Origin of the sequence: Acidibrevibacterium fodinaquatile (assembly GCF_003352165.1) — a bacterium.
Lineage (GTDB): Bacteria > Pseudomonadota > Alphaproteobacteria > Acetobacterales > Acetobacteraceae > Acidibrevibacterium > Acidibrevibacterium fodinaquatile.
The window spans coordinates 1,537,972-1,560,054 of the sequence record NZ_CP029176.1 but is presented as its reverse complement, the minus strand read 5'-3'; the positions used below and the strand labels follow the sequence as shown (position 1 = coordinate 1,560,054).

The window sequence follows — 22,083 nt, the reverse complement described above, 5'->3', positions numbered from 1 at the left end:
TCAGATCTCCCGGACCGCGAGGCGCGCGGCAATGCGGTCATAGCGCAGCACCGGCCCGTCCTGGCAGACGAAATCGGGTCCGAACTGGCAATGGCCGCAAAGACCGATCGCGCATTTCATGTTGCGTTCCATCGACAGATGGATGCGCTCGGCCGCGACGCCGGCGGCGCGGAGCGCGGTGGCGGTGAAGCGCAGCATCACCTCTGGCCCGCACAGCAGCGCCACCGTGTTGGGCGGATCGAAGCCGATTTGCCCGATCAGCCTCGGCACCACGCCGACATGCCCATGCCAGGACGGATCGGCATGATCGACCGTGACCGCGACCGTCACGTCGGCGCGCGCGCCCCAGACGGCAAGTTCGTCGCGGAACAGAAGCTCCGCCGGGCCGCGCCCGCCATACAGCACCGCGATGCGGCCGAACCGCTCGCTTCTGGCCAGCACCCGGTAGATCGCCGGTCGCAACGGCGCCAACCCGAGCCCGCCGGCGACGATCAGCAGATCGTGGCCGGCCGCCGCATCCACCGGCCAGGCGCTGCCGAACGGCCCGCGGAGGCCAAGCACGCTGCCCGGCGCGGCGCCGGCGATCGCGGCACTCACCGCGCCGACGGCACGGACGGTGTGGACGAAACAGGAGCGATCGGCGGGGTCGCCGCTCAGGCTGACCGGCACCTCGCCGACACCGTAGGCATAGATCATGTTGAACTGGCCCGGCGCGAAGCACGGCACGCCGCTGGCGAGCGGCACCAGGTCGAGCGTTACGACGTCCGCCGTCTCCCGCCGCACCGCGCGCACCCGCCACGGCGCCGGCAGCATCGGATCGGCCAGCGCTGCCGGTGGCGCGGCGCTCATGCCGGCGGGTGCCCATAGACGTCGAGCATCTGTTGCCGCGCCGCCTGCATCCTGCGCACCATCACCGGCAGCAGCCGCCGCATCATCTCGTAGCCGAGATGATGGTCGGCGTCGCATTTGCCGCGCAAGCAATGGGCGTCGAGGCCGAAGACACGGGTGTCGGCGGTCGCCCGGGCGTCGAACCCCCAGCGATAGGGCGGCACCAGCCACGACGCGCCGACCATCTCTCCGCCACCGAGGCTTTCGATGACGATCGGCGGGCGGGCCGGGGCGTGCAGTTCCAACGCCACCCTTCCCTCGCGGATCAGGTAGAACTCGTCGGCCGGCCCGCCCTCGCGGAACAGATACTCCCCGGGCGCGAAGCGCAGGTTGCGCGCGCAGCCGACCAGCCTCCGGCCGAGGGCGGGATCGATCCCGGCCAGGAACTCATGGCCGAGCAGCAGGCGTTCAAGCGTTTCCACCTTTCCCCTCCCCCACCGCCTTCCCCGGCATGGCGCGGATGGCCGCCGCTTCCGCGGTGATGTCGATCCCGACCGGGCACCAGGCGATGCAGCGCCCGCAGCCGACGCAGCCCGAGCTGCCGAACTGGTCGATCCAGTGCGCGAGCTTATGCGTCAGCCATTGCCGGTAGCGCGATTTTCCGCTGGCGCGCACCGACCCGCCATGGATGAAGGAGAAATCGGCGGTGAAGCAGGAATCCCACCGCTTCACCCGCGTCGCCTCGGTCCCGGCAAGATCGGTATGGTCGGCGACCGAAGTGCAGAAGCAGGTCGGGCAGACCAGGGTGCAGTTGGCGCAGGCCAAGCACCGTGCCGCCACCGCGTCCCAACGCGGATGCTCGGGATTGGCTTGCAGCCGCTCCTTGAGGCCATCGGTGTCGAGATGCCGGCCCATGCCGGCTTTGGTGCGCGCCAGCACCGCTTCGGCCGCCGCCGTCGCATCCGACCCCGCCGGGCGCGTCGGCAGGACGGCGAGCAGCGCGGCGCCGGCTTCGCTGCCGGCGACGGCGAGGAAATCGTGGCGGGTAGCGTCGATCAGCTCGGTCAGCGCGAGGTCGAACCCGCTCTCGGCGCGCGGGCCAGTTCCCATGGAGGCGCAGAAGCACGTGCCGGCCGCCGTGCCGCAATTCAGCGCGACCAGGAACGCGCCCTGCCGCCGGGCCGCGTAGCCCGGATCCTGATGCGCCCCGCCGAGAAACACGCGGTCCTGGATGGCGATGGCGTGCAACTCGCAGGCACGCACGCCGAGGAAGGCGAAGGGCGCCGGCGCGGGCGGTTCCGGCGTGATCGTGAAGCCGTCATCCTGGCGGCGAGCGCGCCAGAGCGTTTCCTCCGGCGGGTGTAGAAAGCGCTTCCAGGATTGCGGGCCGACCGCGTAGCCGAATAGAGCGGCGTCGGCGCGACGTTCCAAACGGTAGCGCCCGGCCTCCTGGCGATCGGTCCAACCGGCTGGAAGCGCCGCGATGTCGGCGATCCGGTCATAGACGATGGCGCCGTCGCGCAAGGTTGGGCCGATCACGTCGAAGCCGCGCGCGACCAGCGCGTCGACCAAAGCCTGCAGCCCGGCGCGATCGAGCAGGACGGGGGCGGTTTGCGCGTCAGGACCGGGCGGCGCGGTCGGGGACATGGCGGTGAATTCTACTCCTGCCAGCGGATCAGCGGAAGTTCGGCCGGCACCCTGGCCTCGGGATGACTTGGCACGATCCGCACGGTGAAATCCCGGCGCGGCCGGGTGGTGACCACCCGGCCGGCATAGGTGAACCCGTTCACCGCGCCCGCCACCGGGGCGCCGCGCGCCAGCGCGACCGACAGCGCAGCGCCCGGCGCATCGCTCGGCGCATCGCTCGGCGCATCGTTCTTGGGCGGATCGGCATAAAGTTCCACCCGCACATCCTCGGCGGCGATCTCGCCGAGATAGACCGGCACGTGGCAGGACCAGCCATCGGCCTCGGCCGTCATGTCGGGGGCGCCGATATGCAGGCTCTTCCAGCCGTGACGCAGCCGGCGTTCCCACGCGCGGAGCGACCGCGCCGCCGCCGCGCCATCGGCCAAGCGCCGGCGCAGGGCGGCGCTGGCCGGCAGATAGGCCTGCTCCAGATAGTCGCGCAGCATGCGGGTCGCGCTGAAACGCGGCGCCAGCACCGCCATGCCGCGCCGAATGCGGGAGATCCACGCGCGCGGGATGCCAGCCGGATCGCGGTCATAGAATGCGGGTGCCACCTCGCGCTCCAGAATCGTGTAGAGTTCGGCGGCATCGGCGGCGTCCTGTGCCGCCGGGTCGGGCGCGGTGGTGGCCCCGATCGCAAAGCCGAGATCGGGGGCAAAGCCCTCGGCCCACCACCCATCCAGCACCGAAAGATTGATCCCGCCATTGGCGATCACCTTCATCCCGCTGGTCCCGCACGCCTCCCATGGCCGGCGCGGCGTGTTGATCCAGACATCGACGCCCTGGACCAGTTCCTGCGCCAGCGCGATGTCGTAATCCTCGAGGAATACGACCCGCGCCCAGAATTCGGGATGGGCGGTGAAGGCCACCCACTCCGCGATCATCCGCTTGCCCTCCTCGTCGGCGGGATGCGCCTTGCCGGCCACCACCAGCTGCATCGGGCGATGCGGGTCGCCGAGCAGGCGTTCCAGCCGGGCGTGATCGGCCAGCAGCAGGTTGGGGCGCTTATAGCCGGTGAAGCGGCGCGCGAAGCCGAGGGTGAGCGTGTTCGGGTCGAGCACGCTCTCGGCGCGCGCGACCATCGCGGGGTCGTGGCCGCGGCCGGTCAGATGGCGGCCGAGGCGGGCGCGCACCGCCGTCACCAGCCGCTGACGCGATCGTCCGCGCATTTCCCACAGCGCTGCGTCATCCACCGCGGCGATCACGTCGCGCAGCGGCTCGGCCATGCGCTGCCAACGCGCCTCGCCACCGGCCGGGGCGAAGATCGCGTCGGCCTCGGGCGATTCCCAGGATGGCATGTGGACGCCGTTGGTCACATGCCCGACCGGCACCTCGCGTTCGGGCCAGCGCGGGAACAGCGGCTGGAAGATGCGCCGGCTGACCGCGCCGTGCAGCGCGCTAACGCCGAGGCTGATGTAGGATCCGCGCATCGCCAGGAAGGCCATGTTGACCGGCGCGTCGCGCTCCGTCCGGGCCAGCGACAAGGCGATCGCGGCGATCTTCTCGGCCGCCGGCCCCATCGCGGCGTGGCGATATTGTTCGAGCAGAGCCACTGGGTAGCGGTCGAACCCAGCCTCCACCGGGGTGTGGGTGGTAAAGACGGTGCCGGCGCGGCTGACCCATAGCGCCTCCTCGAACCCGATCCCGAGCCGCGCCGAGAGGCTGCGCGCCCGCTCCAGCAGCGCGAAGGCGGCATGACCCTCGTTCAGGTGGCAGACCTCGATCTCGGGATGTATGGTCTCGACCAGCCGCCAGCCGCCGACGCCGAGCACGATTTCCTGCAAAAGCCGCATCTCGGTGCCGCCGCCGTAGAGCTTGCCGGTGATGCCGCGATCGACCGGGGTGTTCAGCGCATCGTTGCTGTCGAGCAGATAGAGCGCGGTGCGCCCGACCATGGCGCGCCAGACGCGCAGACGCAGGCGGCGCCCGGGCAGGTCGAGCAGGATATGGAGCCGCGTCCCGGCCTGATCCAATACCGGCTGCACCGGCATCATCGTCGGCTCGTTATAGGGGTAGGCTTCCTGCTGCCAGCCGGTGGCGTCGATCATCTGGCGGAAATAGCCTTCCTGGTACAGGAGCCCGACGCCGATCGCCGGCACACCGAGATCGCTCGCCGTCTTCAGATAATCCCCCGCCAGGACGCCGAGCCCGCCGGCATAGAGCGGCAGCGCCTCGCCGAGACCGAACTCCAGACAGAAATAGGCGACGCCGGCCAATGCCGCGCGTCCATGGGTCTCGGCGAACCAGCCCGGCGCGGTGAGATATGCGCGGCGCTCCGCGGCCAGCGCATCGAGATGGGCGAGGAAACCGGGATCGGCGGCCAGCGCCGCCAGCCGCGCGGCCGGCACGTCTTCGAGCAGGGTCCAGGGATTGTGCGTGCGCTGCCACAATTCGGCGTCGATCCGTTCCCATAGCGCATCGCCCCGATGGCTCCAGGTCCAGCGCAGATCGAGCGCGAGATCACGCAGCCCGGCGAGCGGCGGCGGCAGCGCCAACCCCCAGCACGGCACCATCGCGGCGATGGGGGCCGGGGAGGCCACCGCCGTTACTCCGCCGCCTCCAGAAACGCCGGCTCAGGAGACCGCGGCGCGTCGGCGCTCACCACCATATCGTCATACAGCGCCAGATAGCGGCGGGCCGACCCCTCCCAGCTGAAATCGCGGCCCATCGCGGCGCGCTGCGCCCGGCGCCAAGCGATCGGATCGCGGAACCGACTGCCGGCGCGGCGCAAGCAGTCGGCCAGCGCCGCGGCGGTGGGATCGTCAAAGGTGAAGCCGGTGCCCGGGCGCCCCCCGGTTTGCGTGCTGTCGATATCGGTGACCGTGTCCGCCAGCCCGCCCACCTTGCGGGTGACCGGCAGCGCGCCGTAGCGCATCGCATACATCGTGGTCAGGCCGCAGGGTTCGAAGCGGGACGGGGTCAGCGCGAGGTCGGCGGCGGCGTTCAGACGATGCGCCAGCGTCTCCTGGTAGCCGATCCGCACCGCGAGCTGATCCGCGCGGCCAATCGCGGCGGCGCGGAAAGCGGCCTCGAGCCCCGGATCGCCTTCCCCATGCAGCACCACCTGCGCCCCCATGTCGAGCAGCGCTGGCAGCGCCGCCAGCACCACATCGGCCATCTTCTGCTCGGTCAGGCGGTTGACACCGACCACCAGCGGGCCATCCGCCGTCGGATCGAGGCCCAGCTCCCGGCGCAAAGCCGCCTTGGCTGCCCGCTTGCCGGCCAGGTGGTCGGCATCGAAGGGGACCGGCAGAGCGGGATCGGCGGCCGGGTTCCAGATGTCGGTGTCGATGCCGTTCAGGATGCCAGTCAGGTCGGCGGCGCGGGCGCGCAGCAGCCCCTCCATTCCGGCCCCAAAGGCGGGGGTCAGGATTTCGCGGGCATAGGTGGGGCTGACCGTGGTCAGACGGTCGGCGTAGCGCAGGCCCGCCTTGAGGCAGGAGAACCGGCCGTAGAACTCGGCCCCGTCAGGTGTCAGCAGCGCCTCGGGCAGTGAGAGCGCGCGGGCGGCGTCGAGTGGGAAATTGCCCTGAAAGACCAAGTTGTGGATGGTGAAGAGACTGGGCGAACGCGGCCCGTGCCGGAGCGCGAGGAAGGCCGGCAGCAACCCCGTGTGCCAGTCATTGGCATGCACCAGCTCGGGCCGCCAGCCGGCGGTGTCGCCTTGCTCCGCGAGAGCGGCGGCGGCGGCGGAGAACGCGGCGAAGCGGCGCAGATTGTCCGGCCAGTCCCGCTTGTCCTGGTCCTGGTAGGGACCGCCCGGGCGGCGAAACAGTTCCGGCCAGTCGAGGAGATAAACCGGCAGACCCGTATCGGGCGTACGCGCGAGCAGCAGCGTCCCGCCGCTGGGCAGCCGGGACAGGGTGCGCTTGCCCCGCGCGGTGTCGAGAGCGCTGACATAGCCAGGGAGGATCGCGCGGATATCGACCCCCAACGCCGCCAGGGCCACCGGCAGCGCCGCGCAGACGTCACCGAGGCCACCGGTCTTGGCCAGCGGAAACAATTCCGATGTCGCAAACAGCACCCGCAACCGATGGACCGACGGGCCGTAGGACGTAACGTCCATGTTCCTCACGTCCATGTTCCTTGATCCTCCCGGCCCGGCTTCTCCGCGGACTACGGGGTTGTGGATAGTGCCGCTGGCTGACCATGTCGTTGATGCGGATCAAATTCGCCATCAATATCATTCCGCCGACCGCTTCACGGCTCACCATCCATCGCTCCGGCACGGGCGGTGGCGATCGCGGCGGTCAGGGAACGTGCCAGCGCATCCGAGCCCAGACCCGCCGTCGGCAGGCGGCAGCCGATGGCGCCAGTGCGCCGCCTCGGCCCGCCATGCCGAGATCCTCGCCCACCAGCAGACAGCGCGGCGATGAAGCGCGCATAGCCGCCGACGTGGCGGAATGCGGCGAACCCGGCAGCGTCCCATTGCCCGCCATCGAACGCCACCGCCGGCGCCGCGTGCTGTGGGCGGAGCAGGGGCCGTATGGCCTGGCGCTGGTCGCCGCTGACGCGGCTCAGCGCGACGTCATAGGGGCGGCGAGCGCGGGGTATGTCGGGGTCAGCGACGGTTGGCAGGATTTCGCCGTCCATGGCGCGTTGACCTGGGAATATGACCGCGCCGGGCTCGCCAGTATCGATAATATGATCGCGCTGCTCGCTATCTCATAGCATTGAACAGCCTCGCTAGAGGATCGCCGTGAGCGCTTGTTGAAACCCTCCGAACGCGGCATCTAAATCGTTATAATCATTTCGGTAAACGTAGAGTTGGTTTCCGTTGACAGTTTCCCGCCAATTGCTAACATGAGGAAAACCTACCAACTCGGCCAAACTATATAATTGAATCGCGTAACGAGGTTCATTGGGAACTTGTCCATCATACAATAGAAATGAAATTTTTTGGAGATTTCCGGCATAGGGCATTATGGAAATAGCAATTGCATTACCCCACTTTTGTACTTCTTCCGATAGACCGCCTATAGGTACAATTTGCAATGCTAATTCTCTTAGTTTTTCTTTTAAAGAATCTATAAACTGCCAACGAAGTCGCTCAAATTTTGCAAACTGTTTATAATTATCTGCAATCTCTCCGAATTGGTAATCATTCATGATTGGCATGGTCTCTTGCTCGACGGTTTTAAGGAACTCCTGAAGTAGAAGCACCCATTTTGTGTGCTCGACGTGTCTCTGACGGTGTCCCAGCTCTTCCCAAATCAGCGCGATAAGGCGCCTGGTGTCTAGCCATTGCCAACAGGGTATGGCTGGGTGCGGCTGGCGCGGGGCGAGAAGACAGAAAATCCGATTTTTTTCTGGGATTTTAGCATATTGGCGATTGATCGCCTCTCGGTAAGCATCAAAAGGGTTGTTCGGCCCGTGGTGGATTTTGTTCTCGATCGCGATAACGAAATTTTCACTCGGCAACACGATGTCAATGCGGTTCACGTCTTCCCGGATCGGAGGCCCCGTCAAGATAGGATTTAAATCGTTTCTTTCGAGGGAGCGCAGAAGGGTCGACAACACCAGATCGCCGAGCCCATGGCAGGCGCTGGGATCAAGAAAAAACGCCAAAAGATCGGACATCGGGTTTTCGTAATAGCCGCGACCGCCCACGTTCAAAATCGTGTCGACATGCCTGCGCAGAAGGTGCGCTACCAGCTTGCGCATCTCCGGAAACTGCTGCAGGAGTTCATTGATTTCTTCCTCAGTCATCCCGCTTTTCCCCCAACTCGCCGGCAGATTCGTGATTGAAGCCATGCCCTTGCGACGCCACCCTCAGCATCTCCCGCATCTCCTGCCGCAACGCCGCCGGCGCGATGATCGTTACCGTATCGCTCCATGTAAACCGATGCCAACAGATTTCCCGCAGCCCACCAGCGCGAAAGCGGACAGTGAAGCTGCCATCCTCCTCGTCGGTCAGGGTTTGGCTGGGGTGAAAGAGCCAGCCGGCGGCTCCTGAAACACCCCAAACGATTGCGCCGCGTAGTCGGCGAGCAAAAATGCCTCGTCGTGGGCAAAGCCGCGGTCCAGCACCTCCGCCGCCAGCGCCGCCAGCCCGTGCGCGCCCTTGCGGAAATCCACCGGACGGGTCACCAGCAACACCCGCACGCCGGGGGAAACCGCGATCATGCCGCCGAGGCCGGCACCGCGCGCAGCACCGCCGTCAGCAACGCGCCGTCCGTGCCCGACGCCACCCGCACCACCGCCCCGGCAAGCGTAACCTCAACGGCGGGCGCAGAGGGTAGCGCGGGCGGCGCGGTCATCGTCGGCGTCGGCGAAGCGGCCTCGGTCACCATCGGCCCCGGGGCCGCACTGACGATCGGCACGAACGCCGGCCTCTCCGGCTTCGTCGGCAGCGCCACATCACTCGCCCGCGCCGCACGCCGCCAACCGAAGACCTGCTGCGGGCAAACCTGCCAGCGGCGGGCGATCGCGCTCACTACTGCACCGGGCACCAGCGTCTCGGCGACAATCCGAGCCTTCTCCGCCTCCGACCAACGCCGCCGCCGGGCCGGACCCGTCAGCATCTCGATCCGCCGGAACTCACCCTTCGCGTCGTCGGCAACGCCATCCATAACGATAGCTCGAACAGCCCATACCCAGGACGTCCAAGCACACCCGTCCGGCTCAGCGGAAGAAGGACCGCGGAGCTGCGCTTACGGCGCAGGGGCGACGCCAGGCGCCGTTGCCGGCGCTGGTTCCGATTTGTTTACGAGTTCGGTAAAAGTGGTTGCGGGGGCCTGCAACCTCCGACAGTTGACCCTCCTCCCCGTCGCCTGCTGAGCCGCGCCGAGGCTCATTCCGATGAGCGCTTTTCAAGTGGAAACGCAGATAGCCTTAAAACTGACATGGAAACCATGAAACTTGAGTGGCACGCTTTTATGCGCTAATATGCACCGATAGTATGATTTTTGCACTCGGGGTGGATGAAGCATGGGCACTGTGCGCAAGACTATCACCTTGACCGACCAGCAGGATGCTTGGATTAAGGCGCAGATCGACCATGGCCACTACACCAATGACAGCGAATATATCCGCGACCTTATCCGTCGCGAGCAGGAACGCAGCGCCGCAATCGACAGCATCCGTCAAGCCTTGATAGAAGGCGAAAACAGCGGCGAGCCCAAACCTTTCGACCCGGCAGCCTTCAAGCGAAAAATGAAACTCTCGCATGGCTGATTACCGACTTTCGCCAGCCGCAGAGCGTGATTTGGAGGATATCGCAATTTACACCCGCGACCAGTGGGGAACCGAGCAGGCAAGCCGTTATATCGACAGGCTGACCATCGCCTTTGAAGAACTCGCCCGCGCGCCCAAAGCCGCGCCAGCTTGCGACCACATCCGCCCCGGGTATCGACGGCGCTCCGTTGAGCGCCATATGATTTACTTTCGTATTGCGCCCTATGGCATCGCCGTCGTTCGCATCCTGCATGACCGCATGGACGCCACGCGCCACGTGTAAGCCTATGCCTCGCCGCGCCGCCGGGCCAGTGCTCGACGCCATTGCGGAGATTTTCGGCACGCAAGCGGCGGAGTGTCATATCAATATTAAAGGAGCGGGCACCCTTCAATACGCTTGGCAATAACATGCATGCACCCCACGGGCGCGGGGAATGGATTGCGCAATCATTCGCCTATACAAATTAATTACAAATTATATCAATTCCCGCTCAATCGTTCATATATGCTACGCATCTTTTGACAAAAGCCGGCAAAGACCAAAAACGCGGTCAGCCCTCCAAAAATAGAAAGAGAAGATGGCTCATCCACTGCTGTCTCAGCATTTGCAGGAGTCCCTGTATTTATTGTCGTTCCTGTATTTTTTGGGATACCGCTATTTTCCAATGAACCGATACTTATTAGCGCGCGCCGGTTGGATTTTTTGTTAAATTGTTTGGATTGTGCATTGCACTCATTGTTGTTTCCAAGCCCCCTGTTGACAGCCCAGACAACACGCCATATGACAAATTACCTCCATAATTTTGGATAGTGCCGCCATTATTATTTTGATATGATTAATTATTATTTGTATTAATATAAGATATGAAATTATTAGATTGATTACCATATATTATATCATTATAACCAATTAAATCTTTTTTGATTCCTTCAATATTGCTTATTATATCTCCGCCGCCATCGCCTATAACAATAACTATTCCATCATTGAGCTTTACAATGGATGTTTTATCTTCCAAGATAGAAAAATTACCTCCATTTTCTACTTTGGAAGCATTAAATTTTATCCCATCTTTTCCCCAAAGGAATTTGACTCTTCATTCACGTTCGTTGTATTGTAATTTCCAAATATACTCTCTCCTTCTACTATATCACCACTATACAATAATAGCCCAACCACACCTGTTGATGCTAAGATTAGCACATGGATTACATGCTTTTTTTCATTTATATTTCAAATTGATTACACAGATGCGCACTGTATATCCCGCGTGTACCAAATATTAAGACGCAGTGTGTTTATAGAGAAATAGCCAGGAAATTACCACTAACCATGGCTTGTGAAGCCTGCCGCATAATCAACCAAATGGCGGCTCTTCGACGTCTCAAGTGGATTGGAAGACGTCGAGCATAGCGTCGATGGGCGCCCCGAGTAGGTAGATGATGCTTTGACTCATCTTGGTTATCTGCGTTCATGGAGCTTCAGGCGGTTGCGAGGCGGCGGGACGTCAGTTTGACGTTGGCGATGTAGAGCCAACTTTCGATTGTCGCCCCGACATCCTTTGCCAAGCGGCGGTTGCGGTTCAGCCAGGCGAAGGCATGTTCGACCACCCAGCGGCATGGCAACAGAACAAAGCCCAGATATACGGGGCTTCCCCGGAGTCTCCCAAGAGCCGCTATAGCCCTGCTGAATGCACAGGGATCAAGAAACAGACTATCGAAGCGCTCAGCGGGCATCGTCCAGGCTGACGTGACGGTGGGGCCGGGGAACTCTCTGCTCGCCGCGAAAAATATGTCCTATAATTTACACTAAATTATAAATTACCATCCATGGGTAATTTTCTGCACGCAGTTTCGCCGGTGGTCACGAGACTGGCCGTCCGGCGGGATTTCTCCGCAAGGGCTATTCCCTCTTTGACCACATCACTGGGTTGGGGATTGGCGGGTATGTTGGGCTCACGCGCGCTCCGGGGCGAACGAGGCAAAGCGGGGAGGTCGGGCGTGCGCCGGTGGCTGCTCGGATGGCGGCGGGCGCGGCGAGGGGCGGTTGCGCTCATGGTCGGGCTCGCGCTCCCGGTACTCATTGGTGCGGCTGGGCTCGCGGTCGATGTCGGGCTTTGGTATCGCGAGAGCGCGCGGCTGCAGATGGCGGCCGATGCCGGGGCCATGGGCGCCGCCTATCTCCTGCAAAACGCTTCCGCCCAGGCGGCGGATTTCGTGACCGCGGCGAGCACCGAAATCCAGGGGATCAGCGGCGGCCATCTGATCGGAACCCTCGCCGGTCCGCCCGCGGTCAGCGTGATCGCCGGCACCAGCGTCACCGTGACCCTCTCCAGCCAGTCGGATCGGTTTTTCACCAATCTATTTTCGAGCGCGCCGGTGATGCTCGCGGCGAGCGCGACCGCCGGGCTCGCCGGCGGCACCGCCTGCGTGCTCGCCGTCGGCACGACGCCGCAAACCGGCATCGACGTCGAGAATAACGGCAGCATCATCGCGACCGGTTGCAGCGTCTTTTCCAATTCCGCGACCAATATCGCCTGCAATGGCCCGGGCGCGCCATCCTATGATTCGATCTATGTCCGCAACGGCACGGTCACCGCGAAAAGCGTCGCCGCCGCCGGCACCGCCTGCATCAACACCTGGAACGGCAACACCCAGGTCTCGCCGGCGGCTTCCTCGGGCGCGCCGGTGGAGGTCAATCCGCTCGCCAATCTGACCCCGCCGCCCGCCACCGGCTCCTGCCAGCAGGCGCCAAGCGGGCATGGTACCTGGACCCTGCAACCCGGCACCTATTGTGGCGGCCTGCAGATCGGCAACGCCTCGACGGTGAATTTCGCGCCCGGGGTCTATGTCATCACCGACGGCAATTTTACCATCAGCGAGGGCTCCACCATCGGCACCGCCGCCGGCGTCACCTTCTATCTCGGCGGCAGCACCCCCGGCGCCATCGATTTCGAGAATTATACCAACACGAGTTGGGGGATGTCGGCGCCGACCAGCGGGCCCTATGCCGGGGTGCTGTTCTATCAGGACGCCGGCGCCAATGGCACGCCGCCGGTCAATACCATCGTCGGCAATTCCGGCCTCACTTTGGCCGGCACGGTCTATACCCCCTATGCCCAGCTGCAGGTGACCAACAACGCTCATCTCACCTATCCCGGCAGCCCGACCCCGCTCGGCGAGGGCCAATGCCCGAGCGTGTCGCCGGCCCCTGGCGCCGGGCTCAACGTCATCGCCCAGAGTATCGAGGTGCAAGGGAGTGCCGTGATCTGCGCCGGCGGCACCACCGCCAATGCTAGCGCGCAAACCCGGGTGGTGCTGTTGCAATGAGATTTTTTTCCGCCTGTCGCGCCCTGGCCGGCGCCCAGCGCGGCGCCGTCGCCGTCGAATCGGCGCTCGCGATCACGCTGGTGCTGGTGCCGCTCTGCCTCGGCGCCGCCGATCTCGGCGTGGTGTTCGCAACGCAGGCGCGGCTTGATCAGGCGACGCAGGCGGCAGTTCTCGCCGCCTGGGGCAATACCGCCGCCGCCAGCCCCGCCGCGTTGCAGGCGCTGGCGACAGAAGCCTATGGCACCGCGCCGCCGAGCCTGATCATGACCACGCCGAGCCTGGCCTGCGTCTGCCTCACCGTCGCCAGCGGGCAGGAGACTTCGACCCCGGCGAATTGCGGCGGCACCTGCGCCAGCGGCCAGATGGCGAGCTATCTTTCCCTCTCGCTTTCCGCCCAGGTGACACTGCCGGTGCCGCTTCCGGCGCTGCCGGCGGCAATCGCGCTGTCTTCCGGCGGCACGGTGCGAATCCAGTGAGGGGGCGCAGGTCATTGTGGCGCGATCGGCGCGGGGTCGCGGCGCTGGAATTCGCCCTGACCGCCATCCCGGTCCTGATGCTGCTGCTGGCGACGGTCGAATTCGGGCGGCTGTTCGCCGATCAATACGCGCTCTCGCTCGGCGTCGAGCGGGCGGCGCGGTTCGCCGTGGTGCATGGCAGCCAGTCGGTGCTGCCCGCCTCGGGGGCCGACATCTCGGGTCAGTTTTATGCCGCTGCCGCGCCGTTTCTCGGTGCCGGGGCGGGCGGGGCGGCGGTCAGCGTGACTTTCACGCCGGACAACACGCCGGGCAGCGTGGTCACCGTCAGTGCAACCTATGGCTTCCTGCCGGCGAGCCTTCTCGAGGCAATTCCAGCGCTGACCCTGAGCGCGCAAGCGAGCTATACGATCCAGAACTGAATTGGCCCCGGAAGCACTGAAATATCAACTAAAAGTAGAATTATCTTGAGCCCGGACAGGAGGCTCCTGCTCGGTTTCGACATGGGTTTTGGCCGCCTCCGCCATAACAGTCGCAAAAATAATCCCAGACGTTAACGCTTTGCAAACCCTCCTCATGGTTGAGTGACCTCGGCGCGCAATGCCCGATTGGAGGGGGATTGGCCTGCCGGGCAAAAGGTCCGCGTGTTGCGCTTTCCGCGCGAGAGATCGCGCATCAAACACCGGAGGAGTGAACGATGATTTCCTATGTCAAAACCTGGCTGGCGCTGAAAACCGACCGGCGCGCGGTGACGGCGCTGGAATACGGGCTGATCGTTGCAGTTATGGGCGTCGCGATTTTCGCGGCATTTACCGGGCTCGCAGGCAAATTCACTAGCGTCTTCACCGCGATTGAAAACGATTTGTGACCTTTCCTGATCAGCCCGAGAGCGGCTCTTCATCGCGGAACACAGCCAAGACGGGGTGTTCGATGTCACAAAACGTTTTTTTCCTGATCACCCCAGGCCTGACCGCCGGCGGCATGGCGTTGCTGCTTGCCGCCGGCGCGGAGGACATCGCGACCCGCCTGGTCTCCAACCGGCTCTCGCTCGCCCTCGCCCTCTGCGGCGCGGGCCTGCGCTGGTGGGAGGGCGCGCTTTGGATCGGGTTGCTGGCCGCGCTCGCGGTGTTCCTCACCGCGGCGTTCTGCTGGCGGCGCGGCTGGTTCGGCGGCGGTGACGTGAAGCTGCTCGGCGCCGCCGCGCTCTTCGTCGCGCCGGCGCGGATTCCGGCCCTTTTACTGGCGACGTCCCTCGCCGGCGGGGCGCTCGCGCTCCTCTATCTCGCGCTCGCCGCGCTGCCGGCGCCGACGCCACCGCGCGGGCCGAAAGCGAAGCTGATCCCACGCATCCTGCGCGCCGAGCGCTGGCGCATCCGCCGCCACGGCCCGCTGCCCTACGCCTCGGCGATCGCCGCCGGCGCGGTTTTCACCCTGTTTCGTTAGGGCGCCGTCATGGCCCTCCGCCTCGCCCTGTTCGTCCTCATGGCGCTCGGCCTCGCCGGCTTCGGCGCCGTTCTCTGGATTGGCGCCCACCCGCCGGCGCCGCGCGCCGTGGCCGTTCCGCCGGAGAAAATCCTGGTCGCGGCGCGGCCGCTTCGCGGCGGCAGCCTGCTCAAGCCGGAAGACGTCACCACCGCCGATGTCGCCCCCGGCGCCGCGCCCGAAGGCGCGAGCCGTGATACGCCGGCGGCGCGCACCAGCCTCTACGGCGCCATGGTCCGCCGCAGCCTCGCGATCGGCGAGGCGATCCTGCCGGCGGAGATCATGCGCCCCGGCGATCACGGCTTTCTCGCCGCCGTGCTCGGGCCGGACATGCGCGCCGTCACCGTCGCGGTCGATATCGTCACCGGCAGCGCCGGGCTGATCTGGCCCGGCGACCGCGTCGATCTCATCCTGACCCAGACCCTCGATCCGCAATCGGCGCCGCCGAGCCGGCGCGTCGCCGCCGAAACCGTGCTCGCCAATGTGCGGGTGATCGCGATCGACCAGCAACTGGTGCAAGGCGCCTCGCCGGACGCGCCGGACCAGAAGGCGGCGCGCACCGTCACCCTGGAGGTCAGCCCGCAAGGGGCGGAGGAGGTGACGGTGGCGGCCAAGCTCGGGCATCTTTCGCTGGTGGTCCGCGCCGCCGACCCCGGCACCGCGCCCACCCCAACCGCCGCCCGCCCCTCCATCACCTGGGCGGGCAAAGTGTCGCCGGCGCTGGTCGAGGGGGATGCGCCGCATGGCGCGAGCAAAACCATGCGCGTCTATCAGGGCGGCGCCGACGGCAAGGAATTCCATTTCTGATGGGAAGCGCCCGCGCCTTTGCCGCGCTCACCGTTTTTGCGCTGGCGCTGGCGACGACAGTGCCGGCCCTGGCGCAGGCGCCGGATGCGCCGCCACCCACCAAGCCGGCCGCGCCAGCCAAGGCGCCCGGCGTCATTCAGCTTTCGGCCGGCAGCGGCCAGGTGATCGCGCTGCCCGGGCCGGCGACCAGCGTCTTCGCTGCCGATCCGAAAGTGGCCGAGGTGCGCCCGGCGAGCCCGACCTCGCTCTTCGTCTTCGGTGTCGGCGCCGGCCGCACCACCGTCGCCGCACTCGACAATGCTGGGCACCAACTCGCGCTCTTCACCGTCGTCGTCAAGGCATCGGGCTTTGGCGCCAATGAGGCCGGGAGCGCCATCGCCCAGCTGTCGCCGGAAAGCCACGTCACCGTCGCGCCGACGCCGCAGGGCATGATCCTGAGCGGCGAGGTGCCGACGGCGGCGGCGGCCGAACAGGCGATGGCGATCGCCAAGCAATACGCCGCCAACGGCCAGAAAATCGAGGACCGGCTGAGCGTGCGTGACGGCGTGCAGGTGGGATTGCGGGTGCGGATCGCCGAGATGAACCGCGTCGTGGTGCGCGAATTCGGGGTCAACTGGTCGAAACTGGGCAATTTCGCGTCCTTCTCCACCAATCTCGCGACCAACCCGGCGCTCGCCACTGCCGGCCTCACCATGCCGACGCTGACCAAAGGCATCGACGGCGCCGACGCGGTTCTGGACGCGCTGGCGCAGGATAATCTGGTGCGCATCCTCGCCGAGCCGACGCTGGTGACGATGAGCGGGCAGACCGCGAGCTTTCTCGTCGGCGGCGAATTTCCCATCCCGATCGCCCAGGAATTCGGCCAGATCTCGATCCAGTTCCAGCAATACGGCGTGCAGCTCGCCTTCGTGCCCACGGTGCTCAGCAATGGCCGCATCAGCCTCCATGTCCGCCCCGAGGTGAGCGAGCTGACCAACCAGGGCGCGGTGCAGCTCTCGGTCGGGCCCGGCGCGGTCTCGGTGCCGGCGCTGACCGTGCGGCGCGCCGAGACGACCTTGCAGCTCGGCAGCGGACAGAGTTTTGCTATTGCCGGCTTACTCGAGGACCGCTCGACGCAAATCGACAATTCCGTGCTCGGACTTGGTGAAATTCCAATCCTCGGGGCGCTGTTCCGCTCCGACAGTTTTCAGCGCAACCAGACCGAGCTGGTGATCATCGTCACCCCCTATATCGTACGCCCGGTGAGCGATCCCAACGCGCTGGTCGCGCCGACCACCGACGCATGGCGTGCCCCCAATGATTTCGAACGCATCCTTCTCATGCGCCAGGTCGCCCGCGGGGAGCCGCCGACGCCGGTGCATATCCCCGGCGATCCCGGATTCATCGTGCAGTGAAGGGCATCCCCATGGCCGCATCCCGCCGCTGGCGCCTGTCCCTGCTACTGATCCCCCTCGCCACCGCCGGGTGCGACGCGATCGACCCCTATGCCCGCCCCGGCGTCTGGACCCCGACCGGCGCGAGCGAGGCCAATCTCCGCGCCATGGTCGCGAACCCGGCCGATCTCGTGCAGGGCGCGGGCGAGCAGGGCACCCCGGGCCAGCCCGCGGCGGATGCGGTCGCGGCCTGGCGCGCCGGGCATGCCAAGCCGCTCCCCGCCGGCGACACCGCGCAGCCCGGCCAGCCGCCGGCCGACAGCGGCGCCGGCGGCGCCCCACCGGGCATGGCCCCACCGGGCATGGGTGGCGCCCCCTCTGGCGGCGGGGCCGGCGTTGGCGCGGGCGGCACCGGGAATGGGGCCAATTGATGCCCGATGATGCCCGCATCAATACCCTCCCCGAGGACGGCACCGCCGGACGCGGCGACCGCGCGCCACTCCTCGCCTTCATCGCCGACGGCGCGAGCGAGGCGATCCTGCGCGAGGTTCTGGGAGAATCGGCACTGCCCGGCGTCACCATCCGCCGTGGCAATGTCCGCGCCGCCATCGCTGCCCTGACCAAGACGCCGACCCCGCAGGCCCTGATCGTCGATGTCAGCGGCGAGGATCGGCCGCTCACCGCGCTCGGCGATCTCTCCGAAGTGGTCGAACCCGATGTGCGCGTCCTGGTGATTGGCGAGGAGGAGGGGGTCAATTTCTACCGGCTGGTCACGCGCCATCTCGGCGCTCTCGAATATCTCTACAAACCGCTGACCCGTGACATGGTGGCGCGACATTTCCTGCCGCTGCTGACCGGCGCCGAGCTTCCCGCCGACAATTTCCAAGGCGGACGGATGGTCACCCTCACCGGCGTGCGCGGCGGCGCCGGCGCCAGCACCATTGCGGCGCACCTCGCCTGGCATTTCGGCGTCGCCGCCGGGCGCCATACCGTGCTGCTCGACGCCGATCTCCATTTCGGCACCGGCGCTTTGCTGCTCGATGGCAAAGCGAGCGCCGGCCTGCGCACAGCCTTGGAGGCGCCACAGCGTATCGACGAACTGTTCGTCGAACGCGCGGCGCAGCCGGTTTCAGAGCGGCTCTTTGTGCTTGCCGGTGAAGAAGCGCCCGATATGCCGCTGATCTATACCGAAGGCGCGGGCGAGCGGCTAATCGAGGCGCTGCGTCGGCGTTATAATCTGATCATCGCCGATGTCCCGCCGGCGCCGCTTGCCTTTAACCAGGATCTTCTTGGCCTTGGACATCACCGGGCGCTGGTGCTGCCGCCGACGCTCGCCGGTGTGCGCGATACGTTGCGACTTTTGGCACTGCCCCATGGCCGTCTGCAACCGCGTCGGCCTATCCTGGTCCTCAACCGTCTTGGCGCGCCCGGCAGCTTGACCCGCACGCAGATCGAGGCCGCGCTGAAGCTGAAGATCGACGTCGTGATCCCCGATATGCCACGCCAGATGGCACGCGCAACCGCCCTCGGCGCGCCCACCTCGGGTCTCCGGGGCGGGTTCCGCGCCGGCATCCTGGCGCTCGCCAAAGAAGTCGCTTTCGTCAAAGTACCAGATGAAATCCCCGCCCTGAGCAACCGGCGGCGCTGGTTCGGCTGGCGCCGATGAGCGAGACGGTTCCCCGCGGCGTGATGTTCGGGCGCCGCCGCGCGACCTCGGACGCGGCGCCCGCAAGCACCAGCGCCGAACCCACGCCAGCGCTGCCCGACACCTCGCTCGGCACACTGCGCAGCCTCTGTCTCGAACAGCTCGACCCCGCCGCCGCCGCCGGCATGCCGCAGGAAAAGCTCGCGCAAGCGGTGGAGCGGCTGATCGCCGAGATCGCGACCGAGCGGCGCATACAGCTCAATGCCCGCGAACAGCGCGAACTCGCGTTCAGTCTCGTCGACGACATGCTCGGCCACGGACCGTTGCAGCCCCTGCTCGAAGACGAGGCGGTCACCGATATCATGGTCAACGGTCCGACGCGTGTCTTTGTCGAGCGCGGCGGCAAACTCATGCTCTCGGCGGTGCGATTTCGCGATGCCGGCCATGTCGCCAATATCTGCCAGCGCATCGCCGCCGCGGTTGGGCGGCGGATCGATGAAGCGAGCCCGATGGTCGATGCAAGGCTCGCCGATGGCTCGCGCGTCAACATCGTCTTCCCGCCGCTCGCCCTCGATGGGCCCTATCTCTCGATCCGCAAATTCGCCAAGAAGAAGATAGATTTTCCTAAATTGATCGAGTTCGGCTCGCTGACGGCGCCGGTCGCGCGGGTGCTCGAGATCGCGTCCCGGATCAGGCTCAACGTCATCATTTCCGGCGGCACCGGCTCGGGCAAAACAACGCTGCTCAACGCGATGTCACGGCTGATCGACGGCGGCGAGCGCATCGTGACAATCGAGGACGCCGCCGAACTGCAATTGCAGCAGCCGCATGTCGTGCGGCTCGAGACCCGGCCAGCCAGCCTCGAAGGGCGCGGTGAGATCAATCAGCGCGATCTGGTGCGCAACGCGCTCCGCATGCGCCCTGACCGCATCATCGTCGGCGAGGTGCGCAGCGGCGAGGCGTTCGACATGTTGCAAGCGATGAACACCGGCCATGACGGTTCGATGTCCACGGTCCACGCCAATACGACGCGTGATGCCCTGACACGCATCGAGAGCATGGTACAGATGGGCAATATCGGCCTTCCCGCGCGTGCCATCCGCACCCAGATCGTGAGCGCGATCGATCTCATCGTGCAGGTCGAGCGCCAACGCGATGGCGGACGGCGGGTGCTGCAGGTATCCGAAGTCTGCGGTATGGAGGGCGATGTCGTCACCATGAACGACATCTTTCTCCTCGAGGTCGAGGGTGAGGGGTTGGATGGCCGGCTTCGCGTACGCTATCGGGTCAGCCGGGCGCGGCCGAATTTTCATGACCGGCTGAGCTATTTCGGCCTGGAGCGTGCCTGGACGACGGCGCTCGACGAAGCGGAGCGCGGCTGATGCTCGATCTCCGCCTGATGCTCGCGGGCTTCATCGGCTTGACCGGGCTTAGTGTGAGCGCGCTTTTGCTACAACGCGGCCATGAACGCGAACAGCTTTGGCAGGCGCGCGTCCGGCGTGTGCTCGCCCCGCACGCGCGACAACCGCACGCGGCCGAGGCGCCGCCGTTTCGGATCGGTCTTAGGAGCAGCGGCGCCAAACCCTGGCAGCGCGCGGTCGCGCTGTTTGGATTTCATCCCGAGCGGCGCGATCATTATCCGGTGCGCTGGTGGATTGTCCTGCCGGCCGCCTTGCTCGGCGCCAGGCTGGTGGCCGGCGTCATCGCTAATCTGCTGGGCGTGGCTTCGCTTTTTCTCGTCGTGCCGATCTGGATCCTGCTTTGTCGGCAGGTATTCAAATGGTTCGACGAACGCCGGCGTAGCGCCCTGTTTCGCCAATTTCCCGATGCTCTCGCCATGATCGTGCGTTCGGTCAGGGTCGGCATTCCGGTGAGCGAGGCGATACGACTGGTGGCGCGGGAAAGCGTCGATCCGACGCGGCAGGAATTCACTATCATTGCCGATAAGATCGCGATCGGCATGCTTCTCGATGAAGCGCTGCAGCAGATGGGGGTGCGCAACAATTTGCCGGAATACCGGTTCTTCGCGACCGCGCTTTCGCTGCAGAGCCAAACTGGCGGTGGTCTCGCCGAGACCCTCGAAAACCTCGCCGATGTCATCCGCAAGCGCGTTGCGATGCGCGAACGCGGCCACGCTTTGGCGTCGGAGGCAAAAACCAGCGCCGGGATTCTCGCGGCGCTTCCGGTTTTTGCCGGTGCTGGACTTGCGCTGATCAATCCCGGCTATATCGGTGTGCTGTTCTTCGATCCCAGCGGCAAACGCCTGATGGGCATCGCGCTCGGCATGCTCGCGGGCGGCATCATGATCATGCGCGGGCTAATCCGGCGCAGCCTGACATGAGCACCTCGCCATGAAAAATCTCTCGATCCTTGTCTTTGCGACGGCATCCTTCGCAGCGCTTCTGGCCGCGAGCGGCGTTCTACTATGGCGGATGGCGGGCCAGGAGCGGATCCTCGCGCGCCTTCGTGCTGTCCAGCCGGGCGCGGAGCGGCGACAGCGCGAGCGCTCCCGAAACGTTGCGCTCCGGCTGATCGCGGCGATCGGCAATGCGATTTCGCGGAGTGGCCTGCTTTCCGGCCGAACCCGCGCCGAACTCGAGCACACACTCACGCGGGCCGGATTCCGGCGTGGGCATGGGTTGGAGGTATTCGTCGGCGCAAAACTTATACTGCTGGTGACAATGCCGGCGCTCGGCCTCGTGCTTTCGGCGCGTCTCGGCCTCGCGGACATCTCGCGCAATGTCCTGCTCGCCGCCGCCGCCATGGTTGGGCTTTTGGCGCCTGATTTCGTCCTGCGCAGCCTGCGGAAAAACCATTTAAAAGCGCTCGAGCGCGGGCTGCCGGACGCGCTCGATCTGATGGTCATCTGCACCGAGGCCGGGCTCGGCCTCGAGCCGACGATCCTCAGGGTCGCGACCGAAATCCGCCATGCCCACGCGGCGGTCGCCGATGAATTCGCGCAGACCGCGAACGAATTGCGCATCACTTCCGATGTGCGCGGCGCTTTGCTCAATGCCGGCACCCGGACCGGACTCGATGGGATCAAGCGTCTAGCGACGACCCTGGTGCAAACGATCCAATATGGCACACCGCTCAGCCAGGCACTCAGGACTTTGGCGGCGGAGATGCGCCAAGAGATGCTGACCCGGTTCGAGGCGCGGGCGGCGCGATTGCCGGTGCTGCTCACTGTGCCGATGATCGTTTTCATTCTTCCCTGTGTTTTTTTGGTCGTCGGTGGCCCGGCGATGGTACAGGTGATGCGGATGATGAGCCATTGAGGCAC

25 protein-coding genes and 1 pseudogene are annotated in these 22,083 nt (G+C 65.6%); 15 read left to right on the top strand and 11 right to left on the bottom strand.

Features of this window, described 5'->3' with window-relative positions; translation table 11 throughout:
- The 6 genes from DEF76_RS07540 to DEF76_RS19690 form a co-directional block, all read right to left on the bottom strand.
- A complete protein-coding gene (locus tag DEF76_RS07540) occupies positions 1 to 849 on the bottom strand; it encodes an FAD/NAD(P)-binding protein (protein WP_114911808.1) in 849 nt (282 codons plus the stop codon).
- Entirely contained in the window at positions 846 to 1,310 is a 465-nt protein-coding gene (locus DEF76_RS07535) for a cyclic nucleotide-binding domain-containing protein (RefSeq protein ID WP_114911807.1), read from the bottom strand. The genes DEF76_RS07540 and DEF76_RS07535 overlap by 4 nt, the downstream gene beginning before the upstream one ends.
- On the bottom strand, positions 1,297 to 2,475 hold the full coding sequence (locus tag DEF76_RS07530) for a 4Fe-4S dicluster domain-containing protein (RefSeq protein ID WP_114911806.1): 1,179 nt from the start codon (positions 2,473 to 2,475) through the stop codon (positions 1,297 to 1,299). The genes DEF76_RS07535 and DEF76_RS07530 overlap by 14 nt, the downstream gene beginning before the upstream one ends.
- Positions 2,476 to 2,486: 11 nt before the next feature.
- The gene (glgP, locus tag DEF76_RS07525) at positions 2,487 to 5,054 is read right to left on the bottom strand and encodes an alpha-glucan family phosphorylase (protein ID WP_205216138.1); all 2,568 of its coding nucleotides are present in this window, start codon (positions 5,052 to 5,054) and stop codon (positions 2,487 to 2,489) included.
- Positions 5,055 to 5,059: 5 nt separating this feature from the next.
- On the bottom strand, positions 5,060 to 6,595 hold the full coding sequence (glgA, locus tag DEF76_RS07520; RefSeq protein WP_240319134.1) for a glycogen synthase GlgA: 1,536 nt from the start codon (positions 6,593 to 6,595) through the stop codon (positions 5,060 to 5,062).
- Between the two features lie 119 nt (positions 6,596 to 6,714).
- Positions 6,715 to 6,963: a hypothetical protein gene (locus DEF76_RS19690; RefSeq protein ID WP_205216137.1), complete on the bottom strand. Its 249-nt coding sequence runs from the start codon at positions 6,961 to 6,963 to the stop codon at positions 6,715 to 6,717.
- 12 nt (positions 6,964 to 6,975) lie between these two features.
- On the opposite strand from DEF76_RS19690, the gene DEF76_RS19685 reads away from it, so the two are divergent.
- The gene (locus DEF76_RS19685) at positions 6,976 to 7,185 is read left to right on the top strand and encodes a hypothetical protein (RefSeq protein ID WP_205216136.1); all 210 of its coding nucleotides are present in this window, start codon (positions 6,976 to 6,978) and stop codon (positions 7,183 to 7,185) included.
- Positions 7,186 to 7,200: 15 nt separating this feature from the next.
- On the opposite strand, the gene DEF76_RS07510 is transcribed toward DEF76_RS19685, so the two are convergent.
- The 4 genes from DEF76_RS07510 to tnpA are packed head-to-tail and all read right to left on the bottom strand — an operon-like array spanning position 7,201 to position 9,038.
- Positions 7,201 to 8,223, bottom strand: a complete 1,023-nt coding sequence (locus tag DEF76_RS07510; protein WP_162800539.1) for a PD-(D/E)XK nuclease family protein — start codon at positions 8,221 to 8,223, stop codon at positions 7,201 to 7,203.
- The gene (locus tag DEF76_RS20330; protein WP_408842830.1) at positions 8,216 to 8,431 is read right to left on the bottom strand and encodes a WCX domain-containing protein; all 216 of its coding nucleotides are present in this window, start codon (positions 8,429 to 8,431) and stop codon (positions 8,216 to 8,218) included. Before DEF76_RS20330 ends, DEF76_RS07510 begins: the two co-directional genes overlap by 8 nt.
- On the bottom strand, positions 8,428 to 8,640 hold the full coding sequence (locus tag DEF76_RS07500) for a hypothetical protein (RefSeq protein ID WP_114911801.1): 213 nt from the start codon (positions 8,638 to 8,640) through the stop codon (positions 8,428 to 8,430). The genes DEF76_RS20330 and DEF76_RS07500 overlap by 4 nt, the downstream gene beginning before the upstream one ends.
- A complete protein-coding gene (gene tnpA / locus DEF76_RS20165; protein WP_162800538.1) occupies positions 8,637 to 9,038 on the bottom strand; it encodes an IS66-like element accessory protein TnpA in 402 nt (133 codons plus the stop codon). Before tnpA ends, DEF76_RS07500 begins: the two co-directional genes overlap by 4 nt.
- Positions 9,039 to 9,444: 406 nt before the next feature.
- On the opposite strand from tnpA, the gene DEF76_RS07490 reads away from it, so the two are divergent.
- Complete coding sequence (locus tag DEF76_RS07490; RefSeq protein ID WP_114911799.1) at positions 9,445 to 9,690, top strand: type II toxin-antitoxin system ParD family antitoxin; 246 nt, start codon at positions 9,445 to 9,447, stop codon at positions 9,688 to 9,690.
- Positions 9,683 to 9,973 carry a type II toxin-antitoxin system RelE/ParE family toxin gene (locus tag DEF76_RS07485; RefSeq protein WP_114911798.1) on the top strand — a complete coding sequence of 97 codons (291 nt, stop codon included), beginning with the start codon at positions 9,683 to 9,685 and terminating at the stop codon, positions 9,971 to 9,973. Before DEF76_RS07490 ends, DEF76_RS07485 begins: the two co-directional genes overlap by 8 nt.
- Before the next feature lie 1,199 nt (positions 9,974 to 11,172).
- On the opposite strand, the pseudogene DEF76_RS07480 reads toward DEF76_RS07485, so the two are convergent.
- Positions 11,173 to 11,328, bottom strand: a pseudogene (locus tag DEF76_RS07480) (IS5/IS1182 family transposase); the annotation flags it as partial.
- A 363-nt stretch (positions 11,329 to 11,691) separates the two neighbouring features.
- Between DEF76_RS07480 and DEF76_RS07475 the strand changes: the two are divergent.
- From DEF76_RS07475 to DEF76_RS07420, 12 genes are all read left to right on the top strand, one after another.
- Positions 11,692 to 13,020 (top strand): pilus assembly protein TadG-related protein, encoded by a 1,329-nt coding sequence (locus tag DEF76_RS07475; protein ID WP_162800537.1) that lies wholly within the window; start codon positions 11,692 to 11,694, stop codon positions 13,018 to 13,020.
- Entirely contained in the window at positions 13,017 to 13,496 is a 480-nt protein-coding gene (locus DEF76_RS07470; RefSeq protein ID WP_114911796.1) for a TadE/TadG family type IV pilus assembly protein, read from the top strand. Before DEF76_RS07475 ends, DEF76_RS07470 begins: the two co-directional genes overlap by 4 nt.
- 14 nt (positions 13,497 to 13,510) lie before the next feature.
- On the top strand, positions 13,511 to 13,915 hold the full coding sequence (locus DEF76_RS19270) for a TadE/TadG family type IV pilus assembly protein (protein ID WP_162800536.1): 405 nt from the start codon (positions 13,511 to 13,513) through the stop codon (positions 13,913 to 13,915).
- Positions 13,916 to 14,190: 275 nt separating this feature from the next.
- On the top strand, positions 14,191 to 14,361 hold the full coding sequence (locus DEF76_RS07460) for a Flp family type IVb pilin (protein ID WP_114911794.1): 171 nt from the start codon (positions 14,191 to 14,193) through the stop codon (positions 14,359 to 14,361).
- A gap of 62 nt (positions 14,362 to 14,423) precedes the next feature.
- Positions 14,424 to 14,936 carry a prepilin peptidase gene (locus DEF76_RS07455; protein WP_114911793.1) on the top strand — a complete coding sequence of 171 codons (513 nt, stop codon included), beginning with the start codon at positions 14,424 to 14,426 and terminating at the stop codon, positions 14,934 to 14,936.
- A 9-nt stretch (positions 14,937 to 14,945) separates the two neighbouring features.
- The gene (cpaB, locus tag DEF76_RS07450; RefSeq protein WP_114911792.1) at positions 14,946 to 15,782 is read left to right on the top strand and encodes a Flp pilus assembly protein CpaB; all 837 of its coding nucleotides are present in this window, start codon (positions 14,946 to 14,948) and stop codon (positions 15,780 to 15,782) included.
- Entirely contained in the window at positions 15,782 to 17,176 is a 1,395-nt protein-coding gene (locus tag DEF76_RS07445; protein ID WP_114911791.1) for a type II and III secretion system protein family protein, read from the top strand. The genes cpaB and DEF76_RS07445 overlap by 1 nt, the downstream gene beginning before the upstream one ends.
- Positions 17,177 to 17,187: 11 nt before the next feature.
- Positions 17,188 to 17,586 carry a hypothetical protein gene (locus DEF76_RS07440; protein ID WP_114911790.1) on the top strand — a complete coding sequence of 133 codons (399 nt, stop codon included), beginning with the start codon at positions 17,188 to 17,190 and terminating at the stop codon, positions 17,584 to 17,586.
- A complete protein-coding gene (locus DEF76_RS07435) occupies positions 17,586 to 18,821 on the top strand; it encodes an AAA family ATPase (protein ID WP_114911789.1) in 1,236 nt (411 codons plus the stop codon). The genes DEF76_RS07440 and DEF76_RS07435 overlap by 1 nt, the downstream gene beginning before the upstream one ends.
- On the top strand, positions 18,818 to 20,182 hold the full coding sequence (locus DEF76_RS07430; RefSeq protein WP_114911788.1) for a CpaF family protein: 1,365 nt from the start codon (positions 18,818 to 18,820) through the stop codon (positions 20,180 to 20,182). The genes DEF76_RS07435 and DEF76_RS07430 overlap by 4 nt, the downstream gene beginning before the upstream one ends.
- Complete coding sequence (locus DEF76_RS07425; RefSeq protein WP_114911787.1) at positions 20,182 to 21,141, top strand: type II secretion system F family protein; 960 nt, start codon at positions 20,182 to 20,184, stop codon at positions 21,139 to 21,141. The genes DEF76_RS07430 and DEF76_RS07425 overlap by 1 nt, the downstream gene beginning before the upstream one ends.
- A gap of 10 nt (positions 21,142 to 21,151) precedes the next feature.
- Positions 21,152 to 22,078 carry a type II secretion system F family protein gene (locus DEF76_RS07420; RefSeq protein WP_114911786.1) on the top strand — a complete coding sequence of 309 codons (927 nt, stop codon included), beginning with the start codon at positions 21,152 to 21,154 and terminating at the stop codon, positions 22,076 to 22,078.
- The last annotated feature ends 5 nt before the right edge of the window (positions 22,079 to 22,083 follow it).

Coding starts and splice junctions, on each gene's coding strand:
- DEF76_RS07540 (WP_114911808.1), bottom strand. CDS start 849: ATGAGCGCCGCGCCACCGGCAGCGCTGGCCGATCCGATGCTGCCGGCG.
- DEF76_RS07530 (WP_114911806.1), bottom strand. CDS start 2,475: ATGTCCCCGACCGCGCCGCCCGGTCCTGACGCGCAAACCGCCCCCGTC.
- glgA (WP_240319134.1), bottom strand. CDS start 6,595: ATGGACGTGAGGAACATGGACGTTACGTCCTACGGCCCGTCGGTCCAT.
- DEF76_RS07510 (WP_162800539.1), bottom strand. CDS start 8,223: ATGACTGAGGAAGAAATCAATGAACTCCTGCAGCAGTTTCCGGAGATG.
- DEF76_RS07500 (WP_114911801.1), bottom strand. CDS start 8,640: ATGATCGCGGTTTCCCCCGGCGTGCGGGTGTTGCTGGTGACCCGTCCG.
- tnpA (WP_162800538.1), bottom strand. CDS start 9,038: ATGCTGACGGGTCCGGCCCGGCGGCGGCGTTGGTCGGAGGCGGAGAAG.
- DEF76_RS07490 (WP_114911799.1), top strand. CDS start 9,445: ATGGGCACTGTGCGCAAGACTATCACCTTGACCGACCAGCAGGATGCT.
- DEF76_RS07485 (WP_114911798.1), top strand. CDS start 9,683: ATGGCTGATTACCGACTTTCGCCAGCCGCAGAGCGTGATTTGGAGGAT.
- DEF76_RS07470 (WP_114911796.1), top strand. CDS start 13,017: ATGAGATTTTTTTCCGCCTGTCGCGCCCTGGCCGGCGCCCAGCGCGGC.
- DEF76_RS07460 (WP_114911794.1), top strand. CDS start 14,191: ATGATTTCCTATGTCAAAACCTGGCTGGCGCTGAAAACCGACCGGCGC.
- DEF76_RS07455 (WP_114911793.1), top strand. CDS start 14,424: ATGTCACAAAACGTTTTTTTCCTGATCACCCCAGGCCTGACCGCCGGC.
- cpaB (WP_114911792.1), top strand. CDS start 14,946: ATGGCCCTCCGCCTCGCCCTGTTCGTCCTCATGGCGCTCGGCCTCGCC.
- DEF76_RS07445 (WP_114911791.1), top strand. CDS start 15,782: ATGGGAAGCGCCCGCGCCTTTGCCGCGCTCACCGTTTTTGCGCTGGCG.
- DEF76_RS07440 (WP_114911790.1), top strand. CDS start 17,188: ATGGCCGCATCCCGCCGCTGGCGCCTGTCCCTGCTACTGATCCCCCTC.
- DEF76_RS07435 (WP_114911789.1), top strand. CDS start 17,586: ATGCCCGATGATGCCCGCATCAATACCCTCCCCGAGGACGGCACCGCC.
- DEF76_RS07430 (WP_114911788.1), top strand. CDS start 18,818: ATGAGCGAGACGGTTCCCCGCGGCGTGATGTTCGGGCGCCGCCGCGCG.
- DEF76_RS07425 (WP_114911787.1), top strand. CDS start 20,182: ATGCTCGATCTCCGCCTGATGCTCGCGGGCTTCATCGGCTTGACCGGG.
- DEF76_RS07420 (WP_114911786.1), top strand. CDS start 21,152: ATGAAAAATCTCTCGATCCTTGTCTTTGCGACGGCATCCTTCGCAGCG.